Below are 7,163 nucleotides of genomic sequence, written 5' to 3'. Positions count from 1 at the left end.
CGGTTATTCCTTCATGCGAACTGCGGAGACGCCGCCCGATTCGACTTTTAGTTTCAATCCCTTTCAGGGAATTCGGTTATTCCTTCCATGGAGGGGGCGCAGGTCGTTACGGATGTGTTCACGTTTCAATCCCTTTCAGGGAATTCGGTTATTCCTTCATACTCTTATGCAACACACCAAACTCTCAACCCTGGTGTTTCAATCCCTTTCAGGGAATTCGGTTATTCCTTCAAGGCGGTGTTCGGCTCCGCTTGTGCTTCCCTGGGTGGTTTCAATCCCTTTCAGGGAATTCGGTTATTCCTTCCCGGTGTAGGGGAGAGGATCAAAGCGCGGAGGGCATGTTTCAATCCCTTTCAGGGAATTCGGTTATTCCTTCAAATAACTTATCATTTCGTTTCCTTCATATCCTCAAGTTTCAATCCCTTTCAGGGAATTCGGTTATTCCTTCGATCAACAAGCGGTTTGCCGAGGCCATGCAGGAACCGGGTTTCAATCCCTTTCAGGGAATTCGGTTATTCCTTCGAAATCTGCTGTACCTTTTGGAACTCCAACATTTTCGAGTTTCAATCCCTTTCAGGGAATTCGGTTATTCCTTCGCAGACCCATATCTGGCATGAGAGAGAAACGTCGGGCGTTTCAATCCCTTTCAGGGAATTCGGTTATTCCTTCCCGTAAATACGGTTTGCTCTTTGGTCGCTGGAGAAAAGTTTCAATCCCTTTCAGGGAATTCGGTTATTCCTTCACGGATTCTTGACTTTGGCGTGTATGGGAGTCTCTGTTTCAATCCCTTTCAGGGAATTCGGTTATTCCTTCATGGTCTCAGGATTATCGTCTATCAGAGGATCAACGCGTTTCAATCCCTTTCAGGGAATTCGGTTATTCCTTCAGCATCTTCCATGGAAGTATCACTGGCAAGGCTTTCTGTCACACATTACGAGAGGTTCCAGCCTCGCCTGCTGCTTATGCCAAAATGACGCATAAGCACTCTCCTGCTTCATGTGTAAGTCCCTCACGTTAAAGACATATTGAATATGCGGGCACTCCCTGCAGTTTTTCTTCTTCGCCACCGCTCGCAAGTCACACAATAATAATGCCTTCCATGTGAAGGTTGATCTTGAATCCCACAAATTCTATTTCCTTTAGTTGTCTTTCGGTCACCGGAAGAATGATTATCTGGTCATCTCCTTCTTTGATGATGTCCGTCAGACGTTCCTTCATGCGCTTCTTCTGCCTATCCGCCAAGATGCAGTGAAAAAAGCTATACTGAATCCTTAACCCGAACTCTGTCATTACCTTGGCAACCTTTGCCAGTCTTTTTTGATCAGAAATATCGTAGCCCACCAGATAGTTTCTTTTCATCTGATATGAAAGCCCTCGTAGTTGTCAATATCGCCCAGGAGGTATTTGCCAAGCAGGCGGAACTGGATCTCAATTGTCCTCTCGTAACTTAGCCTGTAATGGAACTTGGGATGCGTGACCAAATCGTTCTTGCGCATTTGGTACTGAGCCAAGAACTTCTTCCTTCCTTTTTCGTTAAGATAACAGACGTTCTGATACTGGTAGAAGTCTTTTCGAGTGAATACGCCATTATTGATGCAAGTTAAGACCAGCGAATCAACCACTGGTTGACGAAAGACCTCCATGACATCGAGCGCCAGTGAAGGGCGACCGTATTTCATGGTATGATAAAAGCCACAATACGGATCAAGGCCCACACGGATCGCTGTCCCTGTGCAGTCCTTGGCAAGGAGGCTATAGCCAAAACTCAAGAGAGCATTCACCGGATCTCTTGGGGGTCTTCTGTTTCTGCCGGCAAACGGGAAAAATGATTGCTTGTCCAGCTTGATATAACGGCCAAGCTGGCTGAAATAGATCTTCCCTCCAAGTCCCTCATAACCCCGGAGCGTAGACCTGTCTTTTGCGTTTTCAGCTTTTTTTCTCAGATCCCGGAGACGTCTGAAATTCTCCTTATCAACATCAGTCCGCTCATCTCTGAGGTAGCGCATCATGAGAGTCCTCATGTTTGTCAGCTTGGCCCACACCACTGCCTTGGCCAATTCAAGAGAGCGAAAAGTATCGAAGTGGGCTCGCCACTGGGCCTCCCTCATAATACCATGATAATGAAGCAACGGTGTGGACAGGCCCAGATACCGGCCATAGAGGTTCATGTAATGAACCGGGATGTTGTGTTTCAGACAGGCGTGGAGAACTTGGCTGGTAGCCTGCACAGGACCGCAAAGCACAACCTCTCTCAGGGTTTCCAGGGAAGCTCCCCCGACTTGTGCGCCGCCGGGAGCCGTGATCTTTATTTTTTGGCCCGAAAGCCCGAGATATGCGCCGATGGTGTCCACATAGAGGACATCGCCGTCCAGACCCATGGGAAGAATCGTCCGCGCGTTGACCTTCTTCCCCTTTGCTACCTCCTCTTCTTCAGGGAGGCAGATCGCGTTCAACGAACAGCCAAAGCATTTATTGCGATTCTCGACCAGGGGAGGGGCGATTTCCTTTCTTGAAATCTCGTGGCATCCGGCAATAGTCCCCTTTGTCTCTTCTATCAGCTTCTCGCTCATGGGGACTTCGACCCTGGCCCTGGAGCTGATGTAATAGAGGTAACCTTTGCTCGGAAAGTGCAGCCCGTTTTCTCCCATCAAAAGCGCCTGGGCGCACAGTTGTACCTGGTCATTGGGCCAGGGATCTCTATCCTTCGGCTTCTTGCCCTTCTTGTACTCAACCGGGTAAATCCCCTGGCCTTCCTTTTCTTCCACCAGATCCAGCTTGCCGGTTATGCCCAGCCTGTCTGAAGAAAAAGACACTGACCGCCGATGAATCACTTCCTCTTTCTTAGCGGGCTTCGCTTCCCTTCCCCTCATATCCACAACCCGATGACGGCTTCGGCCTTCAATGGTGTGAACATTATCTTCGAACATTCCCCGGACATGCTCCAGGTAAAACCGCCTGGGGCAGTAAACGTAGGCGTTGAGATAGGAGACCGGAATATGGTTGGCTGCTTCACTCATGCTCATTCGATGATTCTGCACATCCCCATGCCCTGGGTGGTCTTGACTCCGATGCCGGAGAAAAAGGCGAAATCAAGGAGCGTTCGATAATACCGCCACATCTCTTCATTGCCCTGGAAAATAAAAGTGAGTCTTCCTATTGTTCCCAAAATACTGCCCCCTTTCCTCAATGCATAAGGCTCTGTGCAAATATCAAGAAAAGAATAGCTCACATCCGTGCAGATCGGTTTTTCCGGCACCTTTTCAGAGGAGAAGAGATTCCACCGCCTTGCCAGGTTGCCAAAAATCATACCCGGATCAGGAAGCGGATAATGCAGATCCCCTCGTTTGAAGGAAACCGGACTTGCCAAACGTAAAGCCACGTTTTGGGAGACTGGACCATCACAAAGCATCTCCTCATAGCTTCTTCGTCCGCTCCATGGATTGCCGTCCTGTCTTCCAAGGATCACATCTTCCACCTGAAATGAGAGGTCGCCCAGATGCATTGGTTCGTTCCACAAACCCCTCTCAAGGGTATTGAGGAACACATCTTCAAGTTCTGCCTGGAGGAAGCAAAGCCGCACCCAGTAGCTCTCGTTTTCAAGGATAGCCCCCTTGATCTTCCTGCCCATTACAGGCGATATTGAAAAAGGAACCATGGCCCCGGAACTGTGAACGGCCTCTCCCAACTCTGAGTCTGCCTCTGAAATGCGGTCAAGGAAAAGGGGATGCATGAGGCAGTGAAAGGAGCGGGGCATTGCCCCGCCGGTCAAAGCACGCATGTTTATGATAGCTGTTACAGGCATCTCAACGCTCCAGGTACCAGATGCTGCCTGAATCCTTTACCCATTTGTTCTCCACTTTAAAGGTACCGTCCCTTTTTTGCAGTGGTTTGTGCTGCAAGATGCGTTCAAAACCGCTTTTGTATCCTCTAAGAAAGACCTTCGGAATCCTCTTGTATCCCAACACATTGTCGAAATAGAGGTGTGTGAACTCTTCGCCAATGACACAAAGGACGGTCTTTTCATAAGCACTGATGCGGTATTCGGGAAAAGGATAGACTGACCATCTGCTCTCTTCCCATCGGTCAGCATTAAAAAAGGCTCGATGGACTTCCGCATGCCACGTGCCATCGTCTTCAACCGACAAGTATTCGCTCACCTTTTCATTCTTGAGATTTTCACCCCACTTATTTGTCTGTGCTGCTAATCTGCTTATCCCCACTTGGACGGGATTCATCGGAAGTTTCGTCTCCTGCTCTAACCCCGTACACAAGGTAACCGACGGCTCCCAGCTCCTAGTAACCAGAATGCCTCTGTCCCATAAGGGTTTGCTCGTCAAATCCCCTTCATAGACATATTCCCAGAGCATGTCGAAAAGGATTTCCCCCATCCAATCTCCTTTGGGAGGATCAAAGTATTTTTTCAACTCGTCAGGATCAAAAACACCGTTCATGCCTTTGAGATCATCCAAGTAGGTTTTGACGGAGTCCTTGTCAAGGCAAGACACTATCGGCTTTATTTTGTCTCCCACAATCACCAATTCCGCATCATTCATCACGCCTTTCCGGTTTAGCCTGCCTGCCAGTTGCACCAGACTGTCAGGGTTACAAATTTCAGTAACGATTAGGTGTGCGTCGATGTCGCAACCAGCTTCAATGGCGGAAGTGGCAAGGACCAAAAAACCTTGGTCTTTATCTTGACATTCGATCAATTTATGAATGACGTCCCGCCGCTGGCGAGATGTTAACCTGCCGTGATAGATGAGAGGATTGAACTCCTTTAATTTGTCGTATAATTTGATAAGATCACTCACAAACTCGGTCCTGGCAATGATTCTTTTTGACCCGTTGTAGTGTTCTCTGACTCTATGAGCGAGGCCAGCTACGATTTCCTTCGAAAAAGAGAGGGAAGAAATATGGCTGAGGAATTTATCCTGACTCACCATTTTCATTGCTTTTTCTTGATAAACGGCCTGTTGTTCAGCTAGGCTGCCGTCAGTGGCGTCGATGGAAGTGAGGAAGCTGGCAAATCTTGGCGGCAAGGTGGCACTCATTACACACAGATCTTTTCCCTTGATAAACAGAGCTTCAAGCAGTTTTATGAAGTTTCCAAATGCCACACCCTCGTATTCATGGGCTTCATCAAAGATCACAAAGGGACGTTTCCCTAGGCTGGAACCAAAGACGCGGTGTGGAAAGATATAAGACTTGATTTTTTCGCCATATCCAAACAGACGAAAAAGGAATTTGTCGAGCGTTGTAATGATGACATCATCCGCAAAAAGATGCCTGGGATATGTATTCGCTTCGGCCTTCCCGTGCCGACAGGAAAAACGCCTGCAACTTCCGCCCATATCCACTGTTATATTCAAATCGCAGAGCCTATTCTTCGAAAGCCTTTCCCCGATTTTCTTGACTCGTTCTCCCATGTCCTCGATCAAGGCCTTTGAAGGCAGAACCATTATGATCCTTCGCTGAACCGAATCTGCCAGCGCAGGAAGAAGAACCGCCTCGGTTTTTCCCGTGCCTGTTCCTGCTCTTACGAGGAATGCAGGATGGCCATCCCCTTGATAATAGCTTTTCCACACTTCTTCCTGAAGAGGGTTTGGAGAAAACTCCGCTGCCTGCTGATAGTAGTCATTAATGTTCATCCAATTTCTCCGACAGATTTATAGTGATCTTTTCCTGCTCAAAATTCTTAGCTTCCTTGAGAGCCTCTTGGACAGTCTTCGGGTTTTTTCTATCGAGACCATCAAGGGACAGCTCTTTTAAGTCAAAAGAAAGCGAAAAGGATGAAACTCCAAATGGCCACGGTACAACTGTGAAAGTCCCCGGCTGCATGTCTGACCTCACGGTGGTAAACTCCATGAATGTGCGAGGGACATCTTCTTTTTCTTCTACTGCCTTTACTGCCAGTTCGGCTTCAAGCTGATCGGCCATGCAAAGGAGGTAAAGATCATCGGCAAACCTCTTTTTGTCCTCTTCGGACAAGAGGCGCGCCTTTTCCCTGTTTATCTGTTGCACGGAGAATTCATGATGCGCACGGATTAGACCTGCCACATAGGGATCATCATGAGGCACTCTGAAGCGGTGTCCTGCAAAACTATAAACAAGCTTGCCTCTTTCGTTGACTTGCCCCTTGCCCTTTCTCGCGCGTTTTCCCTTACCTTTTTCTTTGTCTCGTTCCTCGTATTCATCGTATCTAATCCTGAAAGTGTCACGTTTGCCAAGGTCATGAAGCTCAACCGCTGTCATAAGCCGATCCCTGGTTTCTTCATGAAAATATGATGAGGCGAATTTTTCAAGTATGGCCGTGCAATTTGATGTATGGTTTTCGAGAGACTGGCCCAAAATCCTTGTCAAGGTCTCGCCTTCATAAATAAAAAAAATCCGCCCCCAGTAGTTCATATGCCTGCTCCGTAAAACGGTTCAACGTCCCCTTTTAGAAAAGAGTCAGGGGCATGGGCTGGAAAACCGACCCCCTCAGCCATGGCCCAATAGGGTCCTGTGACGCTGCTTACGTTCCACCACGCGCCCAACTGTCTGTACCCGACCACGCCTCCTTTTTCCCCGTTTGACCATTCGTAGTCCTTGCTCCAGTGGTGGCCATAAAGGTTGTAGAATGTCCCTGATGAGGGTCTGAATGGCTGTGTCACCAGTCCAAGCGGTCGAAAATCACCCTCTGCAAGGGTTAGTTCCCGGGGCTCGCCTACCTCCCTAACAAAAACATACCCTTCCTTACCTGCCTTGCCACCAAAGTTTTTCAAAGACTTCAGTTTCTCAAGATGGAGTCTCTCCTTGGCCGCCACCCAACCCTTAAGCTCTTCACAAAAAAGATAGTCCCAATGATGCAATTCATAGTTTTCCTTGTGCTCTGTGCGAAGCATTTGTGAGAATTCCTTGTGCTTGAAATTTTTGGGACCGTGCCGTCGTGTTTTGTGAATGCTCCACCTATTCCGGTCAGGAAAAGCGCCCAAGGTGCGGTATTCCTTGTCAAGAGTCAGCGTGAATTCACTACCCGGCGATCCTCTTTTTCTATACCAGTCGTCACCGTATCCAGGCCATTCTTTCTCTTCGGCAATATACAGAAGCCTTTTCAGGAAACCGCTCATGGTTGTAGGCGGCATGAAAGGATAACTCATGATGTGCAAAATCCCGGACGGCAT

Annotated in this window: 6 protein-coding genes and 1 CRISPR repeat array; all 6 genes read right to left on the bottom strand. The window is 48.3% G+C overall.

All coding sequences use genetic code 11. The annotated features are described in order from the left end of the window. Positions 1–50: 50 nt before the first annotated feature. Positions 51–886: a CRISPR direct-repeat array (repeat unit 36 nt; unit sequence GTTTCAATCCCTTTCAGGGAATTCGGTTATTCCTTC). A gap of 191 nt (positions 887–1,077) precedes the next feature. The 6 genes from cas2 to JW883_02225 are packed head-to-tail and all read right to left on the bottom strand — an operon-like array spanning position 1,078 to position 7,124. Continuing rightward, entirely contained in the window at positions 1,078–1,359 is a 282-nt protein-coding gene (gene cas2, locus JW883_02250) for a CRISPR-associated endonuclease Cas2 (GenBank protein MBN1841086.1), read from the bottom strand. After that, on the bottom strand, positions 1,356–3,023 hold the full coding sequence (gene cas1, locus JW883_02245) for a CRISPR-associated endonuclease Cas1 (protein ID MBN1841085.1): 1,668 nt from the start codon (positions 3,021–3,023) through the stop codon (positions 1,356–1,358). The genes cas2 and cas1 overlap by 4 nt, the downstream gene beginning before the upstream one ends. Then, positions 3,020–3,802 carry a CRISPR-associated endoribonuclease Cas6 gene (gene cas6 / locus JW883_02240; GenBank protein MBN1841084.1) on the bottom strand — a complete coding sequence of 261 codons (783 nt, stop codon included), beginning with the start codon at positions 3,800–3,802 and terminating at the stop codon, positions 3,020–3,022. Before cas6 ends, cas1 begins: the two co-directional genes overlap by 4 nt. A 1-nt stretch (position 3,803) precedes the next feature. Then, positions 3,804–5,648, bottom strand: a complete 1,845-nt coding sequence (gene cas3 / locus JW883_02235) for a CRISPR-associated helicase Cas3' (protein ID MBN1841083.1) — start codon at positions 5,646–5,648, stop codon at positions 3,804–3,806. After that, complete coding sequence (locus JW883_02230) at positions 5,638–6,405, bottom strand: hypothetical protein (GenBank protein MBN1841082.1); 768 nt, start codon at positions 6,403–6,405, stop codon at positions 5,638–5,640. Before JW883_02230 ends, cas3 begins: the two co-directional genes overlap by 11 nt. Then, complete coding sequence (locus JW883_02225) at positions 6,402–7,124, bottom strand: hypothetical protein (GenBank protein MBN1841081.1); 723 nt, start codon at positions 7,122–7,124, stop codon at positions 6,402–6,404. The genes JW883_02230 and JW883_02225 overlap by 4 nt, the downstream gene beginning before the upstream one ends. Between the last annotated feature and the right edge of the window lie 39 nt (positions 7,125–7,163).

Source organism: Deltaproteobacteria bacterium (genome assembly GCA_016930875.1).
Classification (GTDB): domain Bacteria; phylum Desulfobacterota; class Desulfobacteria; order Desulfobacterales.
The sequence above is the reverse complement of the archived record's forward strand: the minus strand, read 5'-3'. Positions and strand labels throughout refer to the sequence as shown.

Bases quoted from the DNA above. Each gene is read 5' to 3' on its own strand.
- cas2 (MBN1841086.1), bottom strand. From the start codon at position 1,359: ATGAAAAGAAACTATCTGGTGGGCTACGATATTTCTGATCAAAAAAGA.
- cas1 (MBN1841085.1), bottom strand. From the start codon at position 3,023: ATGAGCATGAGTGAAGCAGCCAACCATATTCCGGTCTCCTATCTCAAC.
- cas6 (MBN1841084.1), bottom strand. From the start codon at position 3,802: ATGCCTGTAACAGCTATCATAAACATGCGTGCTTTGACCGGCGGGGCA.
- cas3 (MBN1841083.1), bottom strand. From the start codon at position 5,648: ATGAACATTAATGACTACTATCAGCAGGCAGCGGAGTTTTCTCCAAAC.
- JW883_02230 (MBN1841082.1), bottom strand. From the start codon at position 6,405: ATGAACTACTGGGGGCGGATTTTTTTTATTTATGAAGGCGAGACCTTG.
- JW883_02225 (MBN1841081.1), bottom strand. From the start codon at position 7,124: ATGCCGCCTACAACCATGAGCGGTTTCCTGAAAAGGCTTCTGTATATT.